Consider the following 18,503-nt stretch of genomic DNA (forward strand, 5'->3'; position numbering starts at 1 on the left):
CTCCATTAATTCTTTGTAATAACCTTAATATATTTCTCAGAAGCCTTCAAAGGTTGAAATGGTTTTCCTCCACCCTCATAAAACTTACCAAAAAATTCAACAAATATCAGACGTGCTCCATGAACATATCCTGATAGTAACGATAGAAAAATATTGATCGCATGTAAAAGAATGAATAATACTAATCCAATTGTCAGTTTAGCCAATGTCCCCGGAAACAAACCAACAATTAAATTGAAAGCTGATGCTATACTTGCTCCAGATAATCCTAATGCCATCAATCGAGTGAAACTAACTAAATCACCTATATAAGATGAAATGTTATATAGATTAAACAATCCTGATCCAATACCTGACAAGCTTTTGGCTTGAATAATAGAAACAATCAAAATCCCCACAGCATTAAAAATAGATACCCATTTCCCTAATACAAATAACGGTCTAATATCAGGCATCAACATTCCTACAGCAATAAATAACAAGCCAAGCAGAATAACACACCACGCAAATCCTGAATTATATGCTTCTGCATATTTCTTCATTCTTACTTTTTGTAGTCCTGAAGCTAACAAACCTACAAATACTGTAATAAATCCAAACACAACTGACACTACTAATATAGTCATGACATCTGAGGTTGTAGATATCAGATGAAATGGCAACTCATATCCAAAAAATGAGCCATAGATTCCACCCCAAATTGCAACGGCTACCCCTAATATATTAAAGAATTTTAAAAATCTCTTAGTTACTGAAGGTAGATGAAAAATTTTTAATGCTAACATTGTTCCTAAAAACAATAGTAAGCCATAGCCTAAATCAGCAACCATCATTCCAAAAAATGTAAAGTAAAATGGTGCTAATACAGGTGTAGGATCTTTCTCATAATATTTGGGCAGAGCATACATTTCTGTCAATAATTCAAATGGTTCAATTAAAGAGTGATTCGTTAATTTGATAGGTATTTCATCTTGATTATCCGACAATGTTTCCGATTCATAAATATAAATAGAATGTCCAAAACGCTCATCCATAACTTTTATAAAATATAAAATACGAGTTTCTTCTATCCATCCTTCTAATGCAACTAGATGCGGAGTGCTCAAAAGGTTATTCTTAGAGATTTGACGAGCATAGATAGATAAAATATAGTCAATTTGCCATTGTAAATCTATCAAATTTTTCTTTGAATCTTGCAACGATGCGATAATATTCTCTTTTTCAGTTATTAACTTCATGTTTTCTTGATCCAAATCTACTACTCGCTGCTTCGGTAATTCTTTTCTAGAATAATCAAATGGTTCAAATAAGTATTCATCAAAATCAATAGAGCAACTGGACTGATAGAAAACAACAACACCGTACTCTCTATCATTAGAAAATATTTCTTGAACTTCAATATTGTTTTCTAAAAAATTATTGTATAAGCGATTATCTACAGTCCTTGGAATTGTTCCGACTTTTCCTCTACAGAAAGAAAATTGTTCTAAATGCGCAGGAATAATTTCTAATTTTTCCCACTTTATTAATCTCTCTATTTCCTCATTATTACTTTGAATGTTTCTTTCTAATTCATGAACTCTGTTTATTTGATCATTCACTTTTTTAAGAACATCCTCAGCAACATTAGCTTTACCAAATTTTTCTAATTCTTCATAAGAGGTTGTTATCGGAGGTTGCTGTAATAACTTAAACGTGTTTTCTTTCGGTAGGTATTCTTGTAATTTCTCTACAGTTGCTTCCAAATGTTGTTGTTTATTCATCAAATAAGTCAAGGCATCATTTCCTTCAATAACCCCATGATTGGAATTAGAAGTATGAGAAATTTGAATAGTTGGAAATACAACCTCATCTTTTTCTAGAGCTTCTGACCAGTTATCCTGAACCTTTAAATCACGGAACTGCACTGACTCTAGTTCTTGAATAGTTTTTAAAACATCATCAAGACTACTCTTAGAAAATAGTAGAGAAATTCTTTTCATCTGACTAATAGCCATATTTTTCTACCACCCTACCAATAATTTTTTCTACAAATTCTCCTCTCCTACTTGATGAAATATACTGAATCTTTGCATCATTTTCCTTAATTGTTTTATTAACCTCATCAATGAGGTTCTGTTGATTCATTTCTAAATTTCTTTCTATTGAAATTAATTCTTCGTGAATTTTTTCATCATAACTTTTTTCTAGTTTTTCCAATTCTTCTTGGGAGACAGCTTTATACGTATAAATCTCATTATCATATGATTTTATAATATCGGTTGCAACATTCTCAATATCTTGCATTGTCGAAAATACAGAGTTAGTCATTGTGACACCTCCTTATCTTTCACACTATTTATTAGAAATTCTATCTAAGAAATTTTTTACAGCTCCTATACGACCAGCTTCATTTCCTAATGTAGCTGCCACAACATTTTTAGGCAAAAACCTATTATCCATTACATTTTTAGCTAAAGAACTTTGAATTTCAGGTAACAAAATATCCTTTTTAGCCAGAATCCCACCTCCTAATATGAGAATTTCTGGATTAAGTAGATAAGAAATAGTTAATAAACCTTTTGTTAGATTTTCTACAAAAATTTCAAAAGTTTCTTTAGCGATTTTATCTCCAGAACTTAAATCAGTAAAGAAAGTACGTCCAGTTTGATTAGTTTTCAAGCTCTTCTTTTGATATAAATGAATCAATGCGGTTGTTGAGGCTTTGCTTTGCCAATCCGAATTACCTACAGGAATATAGCCTACTTCACCAGCAGTATAGTTAAATCCGTTAACAATTTGTCCATTGACAATAATACTGCCTCCTATACCTGTTCCAATAGTAACCATTACTACATTTTTCTTATCTTTGGCTTGTCCCTTCCACAATTCACCTAATGCAGCACAATTAACATCATTTTCAACAAAAGTAGACAACCCAAAACGTTTTTCTATTTCGGAAGTAAAGTTTACTCCGATATACCCTGGTATTGTATAGCCTGCATAGATGATTTCTCCTGTATTAGCATTAACAACTCCAGCAGTGGAAATCCCAACACCATCAATAGAATAATTTAAAATATACTCACCAATTAAATCACAGACCTGATTTAATATCTGGTTCGTTCCCAAATCATAGTCAATAATTGTTTCTATCTCTTTGAACTGATTTAAACTCGTACCAAAATCGTCGTATAAATCTGCCTTAATTGTAGTTCCGCCAATATCGATCCCTATAATCTTCATTTCATCACTCCCACATTTTTGATCTCATTACTTTTTGATAAAAAATGGGACTGGGCATTATCCCAGTCCCATCTCTATTTCTTTATTCAATGAGTTGTATCACAGAACTTTAGAAATTATATAATGACAAGAATTTACTATTCTGTTTGACAATAGTTAAGCATTTGTGATTTCTGAAAGACTTACTTTTCGATCTTCTTTAACTGATAAAGTACATGCATCAGCGGTAGCGATTGATTCTAAAGCAGCTACACCATTGAGAAGTTTTTCATATTCTTCTGTAATTTCTCCACCTTTAATGATGTCATGTAGATATTCCATTTCTTTATCAATACATGTTTGTAACCATAATGGGCAACGTACTCCTGGTTTACCGTACGCAATTGCTCCATCCATACCACGACCGGTATAGATAGCTGTACGGTCATCATCTTCCTCTTGAGTTTCATGTACTAAGAAGTGTGATTCTCCTTCACCTTTAACACGAAGAGTACCTCCAGTATTGAATAAGTCAAGTTTGATAGCTCCTTCAGTTCCTTGAATCAAGACGTAGTGTTCACCCCAACGGAAAGCATTACCATATTCCAAAACAGCATAACGATCATCAGAGTATTCTAGGTTTACAATGAGCATATCATCTTCATCACCAAAGTTTTCACCTTTATGATATACATTACCTCCTACCATTGTCGCTTTTTCAGGAAGTCCTCCCATGATGAACTGAATGCAATCTAATTCATGAATATGGTGGTACAAATGTCCTCCAGATTGAGAACGAAGTTTCTTCCATGATACAGTTGGTTGTTGTTCTTCCCAACCTGTACGAGCGGCATGGCAATAAAGAACTTTACCGATTTTACCTTGAGTAATCAATTCTTTAGCATGGTGTACACCATTAAAGAAGTTCATGATGTGACCAGCCATAAAGATAACATTATTTTCTTTACATGCGTCAACCATGGCTTTACAATCTTCATAAGACAATGCAATTGGCTTTTCACAAAATACGTGTTTGCCATGTTGAGCAGCTTTCACAACAGGTTCACGGTGAAGGTAGCTAGGTGAAGCTACGATCACACAATCAATATCTTCACGTGCTACAAGTTCATCTAAACTTGCACAAACATCTGATCCCAACTCTTGAGCAACTTCTTCTCCATGATTTGGGTCAAATACCGCAACCACTTTTGCATCTTCAATTTTGTTCATTGAGCGAGCCAAATCAGCTCCAAAATATCCAGCTCCAACAATACCGTAATTTACCATAATTTTTATCCTCTTTCAATATATTTAAATTTCAGCTTTAATTCTTTTTCAAATCTTCAATCTTAAATGTTACATATGGTACAACATTTTTCATATGAAGTTCATTACGAGACCATGAATCAAATTTTTCAAACATCAATCCAATTTCATGATTTGGTAACTCTGTCAATGTTGAATATGAGTATCCATAGTTACTATAATCAACATCGTGATGATAACGCCAATCAATTGTATTATCATCATTAATTAGACCAATCGAAATTTGTCCGTGTTTACGACCATTTGTGGAGTTTGGAGTACTTAAAATGACAGCCTTTTTACCATCAATCAATTGACTATAATTGATGATTGATAATTGTGTTCCATAACTTGGATTTGAAACAAAATTCAAATATTCCGGCGCACTCCAAGTAGTACCTGCGTCTTTACTTGTTAAATATGCAATTTTACCATTATTTGTACGCATGTATGCTTGAATTACTCCTGGACTCAATTCTACAAATTGTGCTTCTGCTGACCAACTAGAAGGAAGTGGCACAACTTTAACTTTCCAAGACGCTCCGTTATCGTCACTATAAATGAATGCAGACTCTTTACCAGTGTAAGACGGAATAAGAATACGTCCAGTTGAGCTTTCAATGATTCCACGTCCAGGACCCAAATAAGGCGCATTCCGATTAAGTCCCATTATAGGAGGTAATAAAGTTGGTGCAGACCAAGATTCGCCATGATCATTGCTAGAAATATATGCAATATAGTTCGTTGGCACTACTTTGAATAATGCATCTTTGTAGAAGATATTCATATGGACTTTAGTCCCATTACGATATTCAGTCTTTTTATTATTTTCAAATGAAACCGAATATTGCTCTACCGTCAAATAATTACCATTTTGTTTAATACCGAAATTTTTATCTACTGAAAATTCAGTTGGTCTGTTGGTACGATCGTCGTATACAGTACCATTCTCACGAATAGTATAATTATAATCAGTATCACCTTGTTTCTTTAATTTAAGGTAATAATTACCATCAATTTGTTTATAACCTGAATCTTTTCTAGTAGCTTCTCTAAAACTTACTCCAGCAGGCATAACATCAGCAAACATGAGTACTTGTTTATTATTTTTTTCAACAATAACAGAGTCAATATAGGTTGCACCACCGCTGATTTGTAAGTCACGTCCACCAACATCACGAGGCCATTCTAATGGTACTGGCGCAAAATCATCGAATGCCAATGTTAATTTTGGTTTAGTCCATGTCTTACCATTATCATCACTATAACTTGTAGCAATATTAATTTTATTCAAGAAATCATGAGTTCCACCGTAACGAGCGTCAATGCTTGAAAAAACACGACCATTGCTAAAAGTATACAGAACTGGAATACGGAAATAGTTAGAACCTGTTGTATCATTAGCCGTATAAATTAAATGTCCAGTAACAGCGTTTGTTGTCATCTTTTTAACAGTTTCTTCATCCAATGCACTATTAAAGAATTTGATATTTTCTAGTGTTCCGCTAAAACCAAACGCCGTTTTTCCTGCACGTTTCACTCCCCCAAGCATATAGTAATCAATACCTTTAATATCCTTGATGCTTAGGAAGTTATCCACTTTCTTTTCTACTACTTTTGTACCATTAGCATATAAAGAATATGTTTTTTTGACTGAATCTGCTACTACTGCAACAGTGTTAGTCACAGCCTCTTGTTTGTACTTACCCCAAACTGAAGCAGGTCTGGATACTAGGTGATTTTTATTGGAAGAAGTATCACGCGCTTCCATTCCCAATTCACCATTGTCTCTAAGGAACACATCTACATAACTATTTTGTTGACCGGGTTTAGAATTAGATATTCCAAACAAAGCTTGTAAACCTTTCTCACTAGACTGATTGTACTTAATCACTACAGTAAAGTCACCGCTAGTAAGTTTATCCTTTAACTCATTAGTAACATTTTCTCCGCCCCCTGTTAAAGTAACATTATTTTTTTCTAAGACAGGAGTTTCTTCCGCTGTAGAAGATGGATCCTTAACAGTAGTTTCGACTGTTCGAGGTTGTACAGTAACTTCCGAAGAATTATCCGATTTAGGTTGTACTCCCGAAATCGCATCCGCTGTGGAAGATTGATCCTTAACAGTAGTTTCAACTGTTCGAGGTTGTACAGTAACTTCCGAAGAGTTACCCGATTTATGTTGTACTTCCGAAATCGAAGTCGTTGGTGAAACAGGTTGCACCAACTCTGGTGTTGATACTTCAGAAGTTTCAGTCTCCTGAGCTGCAACTGAGTTAGCAACAAATGCTGATAATACCACTACAGTACCTAAGGTTACATATTGTTTAATATTTTTTTTCATTTTATTTTTCCTCATTTAAAACTTTGATAACAAGCTTTTTAACAGTTTCATCATTGCAATGAATCTTTGGTTGGTGAAGATCTTCTTCAAAAGTCACCAACATATTCCCTGGAAGCAATTCAACAATTTGATAGTCTTTGCTATCGTAAAAAGCAATATCCTTCTCTTCGCTAAAAGGTACACGTGACTGAGCACGAACTGGGGAAGTTACTGCCATTTTTTCTGTATTTTCAACAACAATATGAATATCTAAATATTTCTTATGAGTTTCAAAAATATCTCCTGGAACTCCATCAGCTAGATAAGTCATACAATTTGCAAAAACATTTTCCCCGTCAATATCAATTTTTCCATCAACTAAATCTGTCAAATTAGTATTTTCTAAAAAATCACAGACTTTTGAAAAATGTTTATTGACAGAAGCATATCGTCTAAAATCAGATTGTTCAGAAATAATCATATTATTTTCTCTTTTCTATTAGTGACTAGTGACGAACTTCCCAACTTGAATCCGCTTTAATTTCTGAAATATCATGAATCGTTGTATATTTAGGTGCAGATACTTTATTTTCAGTAAGAACAGATACAATATAACCTGAAACTACTGATACAGAAATTGAAATCAATGAATATGCCCAGTAGCTAACAGCTGTTGGAGGAAGGAAGTATTTAATAAATACCATAACGATGGTTGATACAATCAGCGCTGCATAAGCACCTTGTTTATTTGCTTTTTTAGAAACAAAACCAAGAATGAATACACCACCAAGTAGACCAAGTACAAGTCCCATGAAACTATTGAACCATTCGTATGCAGATTTAATATCTGAATGAGCCATGATAATGGAAACAACAATTGAGAATAAACCTACTGCTAGAGATACGAATTGTGCAATTTTCGTACGACGATCGTCTGACATATTTTTAGAAATGACATCTTGAATATCCAATGTCCATGAAGTTGCAACAGAGTTCAAACCTGTTGAAATAGTTGATTGAGCCGCTGCATAAATCGCTGCCAAGATCAAACCTGTGACACCTACTGGTAACTGGTATGCAATAAAGTACATAAAGATTTGGTCTTGAGGGATATTGCTAGCTGCACTGCCTGCATTTTGTACTTGATAGAATACGTACAAGCCTGTACCGATCAAGTAAAAGACTGTTGCAGTAGCAAGTGACAAGACACCATTTGTGAACAACATTTTATTAAGTTTCTTAATATTTTGTGTTGTAGTAAAACGTTGAACCAAATCTTGAGATGAAGCATAGGAAGATAAGATTGTAAAGCCTGAACCCATCACAATTAAGAAGATGGAGTTTGAAAGCAAGTTAGGATCGAAAAGTTTTTCATTTGCAGCAAGGAATTTCCCGTTTGCTAATGTTTCTGCTACTGCACCAAAGCCACCTTTAATATTAGCCATCAGTACAAATAAAGCTACAACGACACCACTAATCAGAACCACACCTTGAATAAAGTCTGTCCATAATACGGATTTTAGACCACCAGTATAAGAATAAACAATTGCAATTGCACCCATCAAAATAATCAAAATATTGATGTCAATTCCTGTCAATACTGATAAACCAGCTGATGGGAGGTACATAATGATAGACATACGTCCCAATTGATAAATAATAAACAAGAGTGCTGAAATAATACGAAGTGCTTTAGAATTAAAACGTTTATCCAAGTAATCATATGCCGTATCGATGTCTATCCGTGCAAAGATAGGTAAGATAAAACGAATTGTCAGTGGAATAGCTACAACCATCCCTAATTGAGCAAACCATAAAATCCAGCTACCTGCATAAGAGTTACCAGCGAGTCCCAAGAAGGAAATCGGACTGAGCATTGTGGCAAAAATGGATACCGAAGTAACATACCAAGGAACCGAACCATCTCCTTTAAAGAACTCTTTTCCTTTCATCTCTTTTTTAGAGAAATAGATACCCGCAACCAACACCGCAAGTAAATAAACAATCAAGATAATTAAGTCAATTATTGTAAATCCTGTTGTGCTCATAACATATCTCCATATTGATTTTATTTATTATAAAAATTCTTTTCGTGCTTGTTGAATAAGTACTGCTGCTTGTTTTGCAACCTCCAAGTCACCTTCTGCCAATGCTTCTAAGGGTTGACGAACAGAACCTAAATCAAGTTTTTCATTTAGACGCAAAACCTCTTTTGCTACAGCATACATATTTGCCTTACCTGATACCATCTTATAGATAACTTCATTGATAGCATATTGAAGTTTTTTAGCAGTATCTAAATCTCGTTCTTGAATCAAACTTTCCAATTTCAAGAACAAATCTGGCATAACGCCATAAGTACCACCAATACCAGCTTCTGCTCCCATCAAGCGACCACCAAGATATTGTTCATCTGGACCATTGAATACAATGTAATCTTCTCCACCTGCAGCTACAAACATTTGAATATCTTGTACAGGCATAGAAGAATTTTTAACTCCAATCACACGAGGATTTTGACGCATTGTTGCATACAAACTACCAGTCAATGCAACCCCTGCCAATTGTGGAATATTATAAATGATAAAATCTGTATTTGGCGCAGCTTCACTCATTGCATTCCAATATGCTGCGATTGAATATTCTGGCAATTTGAAGTAAATAGGTGGGATAGCAGCAATAGCATCGACTCCAACACTTTCTGAATGTTTTGCCAATTCAATACTATCTTTCGTGTTATTACATGCAACATGGTTGATAACTGTTAATTTACCTTTGGCAACTTCCATAACAGCTTCAATAATTTGTTTACGATCTTCTACACTTTGGTAAATACATTCACCTGAAGAACCATTTACATAGATACCTTTTACACCTTTGTCAATGAAATATTGCACCAGAGATTTTACACGTTCTTGGCTAATTTCACCATTTTCATCATAGCAAGCATAAAATGCAGGAATAACGCCTTTGTATTTAGTTAAATCTTTCATCAGATTTCTCCTTTATATTGTTTTTTATTTGATGACATTAATAAATCGCTGAGCAATTTCTTTTGGACGTGTAATCGCTCCACCAATGACAACACTGGTAACACCTAAACTATAAGCTTTTTTTAATTGTTCTGGATAATGAATTTTTCCTTCGGCAATTACCGGAATATTAAAATCAGCCAATTTTTTCATTAGTTCAAAATCAGGCTCATCTGATTGTACACTTGTACTTGTGTACCCTGATAATGTTGTACCAACAAAATCAACGCCTGATTTAAATGCATAGAGACCTTCATCAAAATTACTTACATCCGCCATCAACAATTGATTAGGATATTTTTCTTTTATTTTTTTGATAAATTCACTGACAACTAAGCCATCATATCTTGGTCTTAAAGTTGCATCAAATGCAATGACTGTTGTTCCGCATTCTACAAGTTCATCTACTTCTTTCATCGTAGCAGTAATATATGGTTCTTGAGGTGGATAATCTCTTTTGATAATTCCAATTATTGGTAAATCTACTACTTTCTGAATTGCTTTAATATCACGCACAGAATTTGCGCGAATGCCCACTGCTCCTGCCTCTAAAGCTGCTTTAGCCATAAAAGGCATCAAGCTAAATTCTTCATTATAAAGGGGTTCACCGGGTAAAGCTTGACAAGAAACAATGACTCCACCATGGACTTGACTTATAAATTTTTCTTTAGTCCAAATTTGGCTCATTTTATTATTCCTCCTTATGGATAATAGTTTGATTGTAATAATATTGTCTCTCTGGACTTTCCAGATAATGAGAGAATAAGCAGTCTGTAATTAAAAGTATTGGAAACTGAGGTGATATGCGATTGCCATACGAGAGATGATTGATCGAAGCTAATAACAATAATTCATCAAAGAAACAATCTTCTTCGTCAAAATTTCTTGTAGTCATTAAAACTGTTTTAGCGCCTTTATCCGCAGCTTTTTGAAGACCTTCTAGTACAATATCAGTTTGACCTGAAATAGATGCTCCAATGACGAGGCAATTTTCATTAAGTAATAAGCTATTCCACAAAATCATATCCTCGTCTGATAATACTTCACCAATGACTCCGAGACGCATAAATCTCATCTTCATTTCTTGTAAAGCAAGAACAGAACTTCCTTCACCATAAAGATATACACGCTCAGCAGTTTCTATCATCTCAGCAATACGCTCAAGTTGAACTTCATCAAGAACCGTGTAAGTTTTTCTCAACATTTCTTCATAGTCAGATAAAACTTTTTCTGTAGCCTCTGTATACAATGCTAACTTTTCTTTCTCACGAATCATCTCTTGGTATTTGAAAATGAATTGTCTAAAACCTTTAAAACCACATTTTTTCGCAAATCGAGTCAATGTTGCTTTGGATACATTAAGGCTTTCGCACAATGCCTCACATGAATAATTATTAAGAGGTTGCTGTTTTAAGAAGAATTTAGCAATGTCTTTTTCAGCATATGCCATATTTGGTAAGTTAGCTTCTATCATTGGAATTAGTTCTTTTTGTAGTAACATATGAGCTCCTTTGTTAAAGTAAACGTTTACATTCTTTATTCTAACACTTATTTTTTTTTTTTTCAATATTTTTCATGATTTAGAAACTAGTTTCCAATTTCTTTCATTTCATAACAGAACAACAATTATAAAGATATAACAATTTTTTATTCTTTATATTTGTATTTTATGCCTTTTAAGAACATTTATCGACGTCGATATGCTAATATATACATGTTTTATTAATTTATATTTTTATTTTATTATTTCTTTCGGAATTTCTATACAACATTTTATTTCTAAAAAAATAGAAAAAATGTTCCTAGTTTCTTTATTTTATACTGTTAATACATTTTTGTTTCCGAATTAAAAATAATCCTATAAAAACTACTGATTTATGAGATAAATCAGAACACCTATTTTAAAAAAGCACCAAACTATAAACTAGTAGGTTCCACACTAAATGTAGCCCCATACTGCCCCATAAGTCAGATTTATAGCGTACAAGCCCTAAAAACATCCCAAGTGAAACATACAAACACCAAGCTAGAATGGTTCCTGGATGATGAGCTAAGGCAAATAAAACACTTGTCAAAGCAACTCGAATATCTAATTTTCTAACCAAGTTCCATAAAATTTCTCGATACAGAAATTCTTCAACCATACTCGCATTGGTTAAGAACAATAAAAATGAAAACCAAGGAACTTGATGTTGAAGGCCAATTAAGTTTGCTTGATTCGTGCTTCCTTGCGCATGGATTAAGCTAAAACATAGACTTATAATCAGTAGACTAACGAATCCAATACCAAGCCATTTCATCCTAGATTTCATATTGACCTTATGAGCTTGTTTGCGTTGGCCATACATCCATAAAAAAGAAATGAGTGACGCACCATAGAGAATCTCTAGTATAGTTAACTCACCGATACAAAGAAATTTCAGTAAGTATAGAGATACCAATAGGACATTTACTTGTTGGAATATATAAACTGGAATTATTCTTTTCATAGTTACCTCCGAAATAAATCTTCATAATCTAAATCTAATACCTGCACAATCCTTTCTACCCATGGACTTTGAGGCATTCGTTGTTCCATCTTGTAGTGGCGTATCTTTTGATACAAACGGTTCAATTCACTTGGATAGTGAAACTCTCCCGCAAACATTTTTCTGGTTAACTCAATCCAGCTAATATTTCTTTCAGCCAAAATAATGGACAAGTTCTCCCAAAATCGTTCAGCCATATTGCTTCTCCTTTAGTTAGATAAATAATGTGTTTGTGCCATGTAAATCAATTGTTTCGTATCTCTTGGCAATAAAGCTCTAGCCTCTTCCAAATTCAGATTTGGATAAACCCGTTTATTGGAAACCGCAAGAGGTAGTCTGATGCTTAGTTCAGGATTTTTTAATATCATTTCGATGAAATCTGTTAATTTTAGGTTATCTCGATTCTTAAAACGTAATAAATTTGGAGATAAAAACTCGAAACAATCTGAAGAATAGCTCATCATCTCAATTAATTTGTCCTTTGTCATTTCAGAAACTGAATGACAAGATACCTCTATTCCGTAGTTTTGAAAGAAATCCAAAAGAAGTTGATTTCTTTGGTTATTTTTACTTAGATAGAAATCAATCATGGGAGACCTCCCAAAGATTCGGTTCCATTTGATATTCTGAAACGATTAAGGAATCTAATAAATTTGCGAAGTTAATCGGTTCCTTGTCTTCATCAAAAGCTTTTACAGTTACTTGGGTTGTAAGTATTCCCTCTTTTCCCTCGGCTCGATAGCCTTGCCCATATAAAACAAAAACAAGATTCTGATTATCATCTACAAAGGCATCCGCTCCGTTCTTTATATCCTGACTTTCAAGGAATTCCATAACGTTTTGAAGATAGGATTCATAAAATAGTGGGTAATTATGTTTTTTATGGTAATCATCTAAAAATGTTACCTCAAACTCACATGGATAATTGGGCATCAAAAATATTTGTTCATCCAGCTGTCTGATTTCTGCATCATGTAATTCTGTTTCTAATTCATCACAATCTAGTATTGATTCTTTATTTAATGCTTTCATCTTTTTCCTCTATTTCTTTTAATTTCTTTGCGATTGCGGCAATCACAGGAACGGTTACACTATTACCAGCTTGTTTATAGAGCTGACTATTACTAGAGACTTTTCTAGCGGCTTCAAAAGCCCAATCAGGAAAACCCTGCAGGCGAAAACACTCTTTAGGAGTGATTCGTCGTATTCTCAAACGGTAAAATTGTCCATCTATTAAGACACCGGCTACATGATAAACTTGCTTATCTTCTCCTTCATAGCTAGCAACTACTACTCCCATTTGCCCACTAGTTGTTAACGTATTCGCTATACCTTTTCCAACTCTACCACGACGATACTGAGAACTTGGTCTTTCTAAATTGATTGAATCCCCAATTTCTGCTTGAGCATATCCTTTTTTCGTTGCTTCCCGTACTTTTAGAAATTGGATTGGTTCTGGAATTAGTATTTTGGGGATTTTATCTCCACCTTGCATTGTAGTCAGTGTTGGAGATAAGCCCTCACTTCCATAGACGCGACCAGTTTCCTTAAAGCTAGTTGGTAAATCTCCAACAACGACAATACCATGGCGATCCTGAGTATTTAAAGTAAACATTGGCTCTTGATTATCCTTGAAACGTCTACCATTTTGTCTCTTTTCTAATCTGTCTGGTGTCATACAAGGAATAGCAACCTTAAATCCTTCTCCTTTTCCACGAACTAAGGTTGGCGCAAGACCTTCTGAATAATAAACTTTACCACTCATTCCACTTCTTGATGGATTTAAATTCCCTAGTGCTTTCAAAGTCTCAGGGTTAGTTGCTTGACCTTCTCGTCTGAAAGGAAATAGGAGTCTGGTACCTTTCTTTCTAGAATGTCCGATAATAAACACCCTCTCTCTGTTTTGGGGAACGCCAAAATCCTTACTGTTAAGCACCTGCCACTCAACATCAAACCCCAACTCATCAAGTGTGGTAAGGATTGTGGTGAACGTCCGTCCCTTATCGTGATTGAGTAGGCCTTTAACATTTTCAAGAAAAAGAAAACGTGGTTGGATTTGTTTGGCCGCCCGAGCAATTTCAAAGAACAAAGTTCCTCTAGTATCTTCAAATCCCAATCGTCTTCCTGCGATTGAAAATGCTTGACAAGGGAATCCCCCACAGATGACATCGACTTTCCCTCTAAGTTTTTTAAATTCGTCATCTGAAACATCTCGTATGTCATGAAATTCTATTTCTCCTTCTGTTTGAAAAATGGACTTATAAGATTCTCTAGCAAATTTATCAATCTCACAAAATCCAATACACTCGTGTCCGACACTTTCCATTCCTAGTCGAAAACCACCGATACCTGAAAATAAATCAATAAATTTCATTTCTTTATCACCCCTTTCTGATCAACTATCAATGTCCAAAGTGTCACACCACTTGAAATGACAATGAGCATAACTAATATCCACTCGATTGGCGACATTTTAACCACCTCCTTTTCTAACACGGTTATTCCAAACAGAATACAAGCCGTTAAACACAAATTCAGCCAAAACTTCCGCTCGTCTAACAAAGCGAACATTGTCAAGAGCATACTGATAGATTCTCTCAAAATCAGTCATAGCAATTTCACTGGCTGTTTCAGAAAAACCTTCTCGTCTAAATTGATCCTGTACCAATCCCCAAATGTAATCTCGATCATATTTTGTGACCTTTTCTACTTTTCTTCTCAAAATAGGTTGAGAATTCCTTTCTTCCTCATCCTCAATAAATAAAGATTCAGTCTCACTATATTTAGTCTCACTAACTTCAGTCTCACTAGGGGCTGAATAAGAGACGGGGGGCGTTTCATTTTCAACCTGCCCTAGTCTTTTTTTAACACTAGGCCTGTTTGAATTACCTACTGGGGTAGAAGACAATTCTCCTAAATAAATCTTATTAGCAAGTCTCCCTTTCTCACTTGAAGACTGTTGAACTTCATCAATTAAGTCATATTCTTTAAGAATTTTTTTGATAGACAGTAATTTTGACTTCGAACAACCTAACAGCCTCATCAGTTTAGAATTAGAAAATACTAAATAGACTGCTCCTTCTTCATCTATCCAACCACGACTGAGAGATAATTCTAAACGATCTTTTAAAATAGAATAAGCCACCTTTACTTCTAGTTTCATATCCATATATTTCTCATCCTCAAAAAGAATTTTAGGTAATTTATAATACCGTTCTGAAGTTTGGTATTGATTTGCGGTAATTCGTTTCATAGCGCTCCTCCAAGTTCTTTGAGTATTAAATCTCCACTTGATTTCAATCGAACCAAGCCACTTTTTTCTAATTCAGCCATAAGAGATATGGCCTCAACAATATCTATTCCCATTTCACGTACTAAAAATGAAATGACAATATAGCGTGATGATTGTAATTCTTTTGTCATTTTTCCTCCTCAAAATAAAAAAAGGAGAACAATATACAATTGTTCTCTCTTTAGATAAATATTTATTGTTGTATTCATTTTTCCGATGCGCAAACGACATCTACAAATACATATACATCTATGTGCCTTTTTAGGACTTTTCTGACGTCAAAATTGCCTTTATCTACAAAGACAAAATGCTTGTAAAATAGCTTAAAATCAAGGATTTTCACCCTTTTTTTCGTTGTAGCAACACTACACACTCCACGTGGTGCGTTTGTGGAAAAAGATCCACCGGCTGGACTTTCTTCAAATCGTATCCCAATTCTTGGTAGAGTTTGATATCACGCACCATGGTTGCGACATTGCAGGAGATATAGGCAATACGGTCTGCTCCTGTTTGGGCGCTTACTTTGATAAAGCTTTCGGTTAATCCCTTGCGTGGAGGATCAACCAAGATAACGGTTGGTTGAATTCCTTCCTTAAGCCAATTCTTCATGGCATTTTCAGCTGTGTCACAGACATAGTGGGCGTTTAAAATATTGTTCAGTTGGGCATTCTTCTTGCTATTCTCAACCGCTTCTGGAATCACTTCAACACCATAGACTTCTTTGACGTGTTTCGCAACAGAGAGGCCAATCGTCCCGATACCAGAGTAGGCATCAATAACCACATCATCTGATTTTAATGCTGCAAACTCAATGGCTGTTTGATAGAGCTTCTCCGCCATTTCAGTATTGACTTGGTAAAAAGCGGGTCCAGCGATTTGGTAGTCATTTCCCAACATCTGGTCAGTGATAAAGTCTTGTCCATAAAGCGTACGCCATTCCTTACCAAAAATAGCATTAGTGTTCTGGTCATTGATACTTTGCATAACAGAGACAATCTCTGGGAACTGCTTAATCAGTTGTTCAATCAATTGGTCAACACGAAAAACTTTGGGACGAGTTGTTACCAAAATTACCATTATTTGTCCAGAATAGTGTCCACGACGCACCACAAGATTTCGAATCAAGCCAGATTGTTCCTTTTCATCATAAGGTTTCAGGTCATAACGACGGAGCAAGTCACGTAGTCCTACTACTACCTCATCAATCACAGGATCCTGGATAAAGAAATCTTCTAGAGGCATGAGGTCATGGGAATTCTTACGGAAAAATCCTGTTTCCAAGACACCATTCACTCGACGAACTGGCACCTGCGCCTTATTGCGATACTTGATTGGATTTTCCATACCAAGCGTTTCAGCAACCTCTACATCAGCAATTCCTGCAATCTTGTAGAGACTGTCCTTAACTTGCTTGGTTTTAAACTTAAGCTGTTCTGGATAGGCAAGATGACCTAAATCCGCGATTCCTGAACGCAGGTAAGCCAAATCTAGATCTTGATTACGGTGTGGCGACTGGACAAGGTATTCTTCAACCTTCCCAAAACCAATATTTTTATTAACCTTGAGGACACGCATGAGGATTTTTTCACTCGGTAAAGCATTCTCAACAAAAAATACCAAACCATCCACCTTGGCAACTCCTGCACCTTCATGGGTCAAGTCCACAATTTCAACTTCTACAATATCATTTTTCTTTAACATTCTCTTCATCTTTCTATTGGCCGACAAAAAAGACGGCAACGTTACGGTTACCATCTATTATACCATGAAATTTCTTAAGAACCAAAACTCTTGAAGAAGTTGACAATGGCTTGCCAGAGGGAGCTTAAGAAGTTACCACCGTCCTCTAGCGCCTTATCAGCATCAAAGTTAAGGTTGATATTTTTAAAACTGTCGCCAGCTTGTGAAACAATACTTTGTTTCAGGTCATTCAAGGTTTTAGTGAAGTCTGTATTGCTGAGGATATCACTCTTTGAGAGATTCAAAGCAAAATTGATGATGATATTGATCTGGTTTCCTGTTATAACCTGATCAAGTTTGTAATTTTTTAAGGTATCTTCAACGATTTTACGGACATCTTCCTCCGTCAGATTTCCCTTGCTTTCTTTAGCTTTGGCGATTCCTGACTTGATATCGGCTAGGGCAACATTTAATTTATTAGCATCATAGCCTGACTTGTCCTTGTTTTCAGCATTGATATCGGACAAAGCCTTCAACTCTTCTTGAGCCAACTCTTTGTTGGCTTGTGGCACCTTAGCTCCATTAGCTTCTAGTGAATAGTAAATCCCGGCTAAGGCACTCTCACCTGTAACTGGAATAGGTGCTGCTACAGTGATTTTGGCGTGTTCCACACCCAAAGTTACGGCTGCATTTCGGTACATATCCTGAGTCACCTTAGTGATGTTTTCTGGTGTTTCAATCTTGACCTCAAGTGGCGACTTGTCACCTAGTTTTTGAATCTTGGCTGATGAATACAACTGTAAACTAGAGTCATTAGCCACATTCATAATCTTAGAATAGACATCAGGTGTCATGGTCTTGAGTTCTTTGGTGTCTGTTGAGGCATTGTAGCCTAGTTTTTTAAGGGTTTGATTTTTTTGGTCTTCAGACAATGAAGAACCTAGGACATATTCGGGTTGGACGTAGGTTTCATCGATAACTTTTTGAACATCTGTTGCTGCATGGACGCTATTCATAGCTGTTACTGCCCACAAAACCGCAGCACTGGTCAGAAAGAGTTTCTTTCTCATAGGGAATTCCCTCCTTTACCTTTCTAGAGTAATATATCTATCTTAAAGAAAACTTATAACAAAAACACC

The 18,503-nt window shown here is 35.2% G+C and carries 19 protein-coding genes; all 19 read right to left on the reverse strand.

The window, feature by feature from the left end; translation table 11 throughout:
• Window positions 1–5 precede the first annotated feature (5 nt).
• Window positions 6–1,997, reverse strand: a complete 1,992-nt coding sequence (locus MK480_RS06760; RefSeq protein WP_268707393.1) for a V-type ATP synthase subunit I — start codon at window positions 1,995–1,997, stop codon at window positions 6–8.
• On the reverse strand, window positions 1,987–2,310 hold the full coding sequence (locus MK480_RS06765) for a hypothetical protein (protein ID WP_268707394.1): 324 nt from the start codon (window positions 2,308–2,310) through the stop codon (window positions 1,987–1,989). The genes MK480_RS06760 and MK480_RS06765 overlap by 11 nt, the downstream gene beginning before the upstream one ends.
• Window positions 2,311–2,334: 24 nt before the next feature.
• Window positions 2,335–3,225 (reverse strand): ROK family protein, encoded by an 891-nt coding sequence (locus MK480_RS06770; protein WP_045611605.1) that lies wholly within the window; start codon window positions 3,223–3,225, stop codon window positions 2,335–2,337.
• Between the two features lie 156 nt (window positions 3,226–3,381).
• Window positions 3,382–4,491, reverse strand: a complete 1,110-nt coding sequence (locus MK480_RS06775; RefSeq protein WP_000248712.1) for a Gfo/Idh/MocA family protein — start codon at window positions 4,489–4,491, stop codon at window positions 3,382–3,384.
• 37 nt (window positions 4,492–4,528) lie between these two features.
• Complete coding sequence (locus tag MK480_RS06780) at window positions 4,529–6,853, reverse strand: sialidase family protein (RefSeq protein WP_049500021.1); 2,325 nt, start codon at window positions 6,851–6,853, stop codon at window positions 4,529–4,531.
• Window position 6,854: 1 nt separating this feature from the next.
• The gene (locus MK480_RS06785; protein ID WP_000587140.1) at window positions 6,855–7,313 is read right to left on the reverse strand and encodes a NanQ anomerase/TabA/YiaL family protein; all 459 of its coding nucleotides are present in this window, start codon (window positions 7,311–7,313) and stop codon (window positions 6,855–6,857) included.
• 25 nt (window positions 7,314–7,338) lie between these two features.
• Window positions 7,339–8,880, reverse strand: coding sequence for a sodium:solute symporter family protein (locus tag MK480_RS06790; RefSeq protein ID WP_024058028.1), 1,542 nt, complete (start codon window positions 8,878–8,880; stop codon window positions 7,339–7,341).
• 27 nt (window positions 8,881–8,907) lie between these two features.
• Entirely contained in the window at window positions 8,908–9,825 is a 918-nt protein-coding gene (locus MK480_RS06795; protein WP_024058029.1) for an N-acetylneuraminate lyase, read from the reverse strand.
• 24 nt (window positions 9,826–9,849) lie between these two features.
• Window positions 9,850–10,551 (reverse strand): N-acetylmannosamine-6-phosphate 2-epimerase, encoded by a 702-nt coding sequence (locus tag MK480_RS06800; RefSeq protein WP_024058030.1) that lies wholly within the window; start codon window positions 10,549–10,551, stop codon window positions 9,850–9,852.
• Window positions 10,552–10,555: 4 nt separating this feature from the next.
• Window positions 10,556–11,365, reverse strand: a complete 810-nt coding sequence (locus tag MK480_RS06805) for a MurR/RpiR family transcriptional regulator (protein WP_024058031.1) — start codon at window positions 11,363–11,365, stop codon at window positions 10,556–10,558.
• A 400-nt stretch (window positions 11,366–11,765) separates the two neighbouring features.
• Window positions 11,766–12,353: a CPBP family intramembrane glutamic endopeptidase gene (locus tag MK480_RS06810; protein ID WP_268707395.1), complete on the reverse strand. Its 588-nt coding sequence runs from the start codon at window positions 12,351–12,353 to the stop codon at window positions 11,766–11,768.
• Window positions 12,354–12,355: 2 nt separating this feature from the next.
• Window positions 12,356–12,589, reverse strand: coding sequence for a hypothetical protein (locus MK480_RS06815; RefSeq protein ID WP_000840776.1), 234 nt, complete (start codon window positions 12,587–12,589; stop codon window positions 12,356–12,358).
• Window positions 12,590–12,601: 12 nt separating this feature from the next.
• Complete coding sequence (locus MK480_RS06820) at window positions 12,602–12,982, reverse strand: thioredoxin domain-containing protein (protein ID WP_020902874.1); 381 nt, start codon at window positions 12,980–12,982, stop codon at window positions 12,602–12,604.
• Window positions 12,975–13,424 (reverse strand): hypothetical protein, encoded by a 450-nt coding sequence (locus MK480_RS06825; RefSeq protein WP_268707396.1) that lies wholly within the window; start codon window positions 13,422–13,424, stop codon window positions 12,975–12,977. The genes MK480_RS06820 and MK480_RS06825 overlap by 8 nt, the downstream gene beginning before the upstream one ends.
• Entirely contained in the window at window positions 13,408–14,766 is a 1,359-nt protein-coding gene (dcm, locus tag MK480_RS06830) for a DNA (cytosine-5-)-methyltransferase (protein ID WP_268707397.1), read from the reverse strand. Before dcm ends, MK480_RS06825 begins: the two co-directional genes overlap by 17 nt.
• 99 nt (window positions 14,767–14,865) lie before the next feature.
• Window positions 14,866–15,645 (reverse strand): replication initiator protein A, encoded by a 780-nt coding sequence (locus MK480_RS06835; RefSeq protein ID WP_020902872.1) that lies wholly within the window; start codon window positions 15,643–15,645, stop codon window positions 14,866–14,868.
• Window positions 15,642–15,815 (reverse strand): hypothetical protein, encoded by a 174-nt coding sequence (locus MK480_RS06840; RefSeq protein ID WP_020902871.1) that lies wholly within the window; start codon window positions 15,813–15,815, stop codon window positions 15,642–15,644. Before MK480_RS06840 ends, MK480_RS06835 begins: the two co-directional genes overlap by 4 nt.
• 208 nt (window positions 15,816–16,023) lie before the next feature.
• On the reverse strand, window positions 16,024–17,385 hold the full coding sequence (gene rlmD, locus MK480_RS06845; RefSeq protein ID WP_268707398.1) for a 23S rRNA (uracil(1939)-C(5))-methyltransferase RlmD: 1,362 nt from the start codon (window positions 17,383–17,385) through the stop codon (window positions 16,024–16,026).
• Between the two features lie 74 nt (window positions 17,386–17,459).
• Complete coding sequence (locus tag MK480_RS06850) at window positions 17,460–18,434, reverse strand: DUF1002 domain-containing protein (RefSeq protein ID WP_268707399.1); 975 nt, start codon at window positions 18,432–18,434, stop codon at window positions 17,460–17,462.
• Window positions 18,435–18,503: the final 69 nt, after the last annotated feature.

Origin of the sequence: Streptococcus mitis (genome assembly GCF_026782895.1) — a bacterium.
Classification (GTDB): Bacteria; Bacillota; Bacilli; order Lactobacillales; family Streptococcaceae; genus Streptococcus; species Streptococcus mitis_CB.

What these genes read in the sequence shown, in the direction of transcription:
- MK480_RS06760 (WP_268707393.1), bottom strand. Translation starts at nt 1,997, where the DNA reads ATGGCTATTAGTCAGATGAAAAGAATTTCTCTACTATTTTCTAAGAGT.
- MK480_RS06765 (WP_268707394.1), bottom strand. Translation starts at nt 2,310, where the DNA reads ATGACTAACTCTGTATTTTCGACAATGCAAGATATTGAGAATGTTGCA.
- MK480_RS06770 (WP_045611605.1), bottom strand. Translation starts at nt 3,225, where the DNA reads ATGAAGATTATAGGGATCGATATTGGCGGAACTACAATTAAGGCAGAT.
- MK480_RS06775 (WP_000248712.1), bottom strand. Translation starts at nt 4,491, where the DNA reads ATGGTAAATTACGGTATTGTTGGAGCTGGATATTTTGGAGCTGATTTG.
- MK480_RS06780 (WP_049500021.1), bottom strand. Translation starts at nt 6,853, where the DNA reads ATGAAAAAAAATATTAAACAATATGTAACCTTAGGTACTGTAGTGGTA.
- MK480_RS06785 (WP_000587140.1), bottom strand. Translation starts at nt 7,313, where the DNA reads ATGATTATTTCTGAACAATCTGATTTTAGACGATATGCTTCTGTCAAT.
- MK480_RS06790 (WP_024058028.1), bottom strand. Translation starts at nt 8,880, where the DNA reads ATGAGCACAACAGGATTTACAATAATTGACTTAATTATCTTGATTGTT.
- MK480_RS06795 (WP_024058029.1), bottom strand. Translation starts at nt 9,825, where the DNA reads ATGAAAGATTTAACTAAATACAAAGGCGTTATTCCTGCATTTTATGCT.
- MK480_RS06800 (WP_024058030.1), bottom strand. Translation starts at nt 10,551, where the DNA reads ATGAGCCAAATTTGGACTAAAGAAAAATTTATAAGTCAAGTCCATGGT.
- MK480_RS06805 (WP_024058031.1), bottom strand. Translation starts at nt 11,365, where the DNA reads ATGTTACTACAAAAAGAACTAATTCCAATGATAGAAGCTAACTTACCA.
- MK480_RS06810 (WP_268707395.1), bottom strand. Translation starts at nt 12,353, where the DNA reads ATGAAAAGAATAATTCCAGTTTATATATTCCAACAAGTAAATGTCCTA.
- MK480_RS06815 (WP_000840776.1), bottom strand. Translation starts at nt 12,589, where the DNA reads ATGGCTGAACGATTTTGGGAGAACTTGTCCATTATTTTGGCTGAAAGA.
- MK480_RS06820 (WP_020902874.1), bottom strand. Translation starts at nt 12,982, where the DNA reads ATGATTGATTTCTATCTAAGTAAAAATAACCAAAGAAATCAACTTCTT.
- MK480_RS06825 (WP_268707396.1), bottom strand. Translation starts at nt 13,424, where the DNA reads ATGAAAGCATTAAATAAAGAATCAATACTAGATTGTGATGAATTAGAA.
- dcm (WP_268707397.1), bottom strand. Translation starts at nt 14,766, where the DNA reads ATGAAATTTATTGATTTATTTTCAGGTATCGGTGGTTTTCGACTAGGA.
- MK480_RS06835 (WP_020902872.1), bottom strand. Translation starts at nt 15,645, where the DNA reads ATGAAACGAATTACCGCAAATCAATACCAAACTTCAGAACGGTATTAT.
- MK480_RS06840 (WP_020902871.1), bottom strand. Translation starts at nt 15,815, where the DNA reads ATGACAAAAGAATTACAATCATCACGCTATATTGTCATTTCATTTTTA.
- rlmD (WP_268707398.1), bottom strand. Translation starts at nt 17,385, where the DNA reads ATGTTAAAGAAAAATGATATTGTAGAAGTTGAAATTGTGGACTTGACC.
- MK480_RS06850 (WP_268707399.1), bottom strand. Translation starts at nt 18,434, where the DNA reads ATGAGAAAGAAACTCTTTCTGACCAGTGCTGCGGTTTTGTGGGCAGTA.